This is a genomic window from Streptomyces sp. SPB074, assembly GCF_000154905.1.
In the GTDB taxonomy this organism is placed as follows: Bacteria; Actinomycetota; Actinomycetes; order Streptomycetales; family Streptomycetaceae; genus Streptomyces.
Genome location: NZ_GG770539.1, coordinates 6,372,272 through 6,373,119 on the forward strand (window position 1 = coordinate 6,372,272; position 848 = coordinate 6,373,119).

At 80.7% G+C, this 848-nt stretch carries 1 protein-coding gene; it reads left to right on the top strand.

Annotated features, from left to right (window positions below; translation table 11 throughout):
- The first annotated feature begins 307 nt into the window (after nucleotides 1–307).
- Nucleotides 308–820: an SSI family serine proteinase inhibitor gene (locus SSBG_RS27210; protein ID WP_008749270.1), complete on the top strand. Its 513-nt coding sequence runs from the start codon at nucleotides 308–310 to the stop codon at nucleotides 818–820.
- Nucleotides 821–848 lie beyond the last annotated feature (28 nt).

Genomic DNA, 848 nt, shown 5'->3' on the forward strand with positions numbered 1-848 from the left:
GCAGCACCCCCGTCACCGCGCGCAGCGGCCAGAACCCGCCGTCGTCCATGCCTTGCCTTCCTCGCCGCCCGCACTCCGCACTTCCACCCGTACAGAGGGGTGTTCGGGCCCCCGGGTTGCCCGGCGGACGGAGCGCGCCGGGGTCGCGCGGCGTGCCCGCGCACGCTCCGCCGTACAGCCGCGCGCCCTCACCCGTGGGCGTCCGGCTTCCCGGCGGCCCGTCCCGCGCGCCCGGCGACAGGGGAGGACTGAGCGCGGCGCCCGCCCGCGCGGCGCCGCACCACAGTCCCCGCACGAGGAGTCCTCCATGCGTCTCGTCACCAGCTTCGCGGTCGCGCTCCTGGCCGGTACGGCACTGCTGCCGACCGCCCGGGCGGCGCCCCCGCCGCTTCCCGCCGACCGCCCCGCCCCGCAACGTCCCGCGCCCGGCAGCCCGGAGTCCGCCGAGCAGGACGCGCCCCGCGACACCCCGGCGCCCGGCGACCCCGGCCTGTCGCCCACCGGGCCCGCCCCGGGACACGGCCTGCTCCTGACCGCGGCGCCCGAGGACGCCACCCGGCCGGGCCGCGTCACGCTCGACTGCGCCCCGCGCCCCGCGCGCGGCACCCACCCGCACGCCGCCGCGGCCTGCGCCGCGCTCGCCGCCGCCGACGGCCGCCCCGGCCGGCTGCGCGCCACACCCCGCGACTGCGTCAGGCGCTACCAGCCCGTCACCGTCACCCTGACCGGCGACCACCTCGGCCGCGCCACCTCCTGGCGGCACACCTACCCGAACCCGTGCGTGCTGCGCGCGGAGACCGGGGACGTCTTCCGCTTCTGAGCGGCGTCCCCGGGGCGTACGCGCGAGG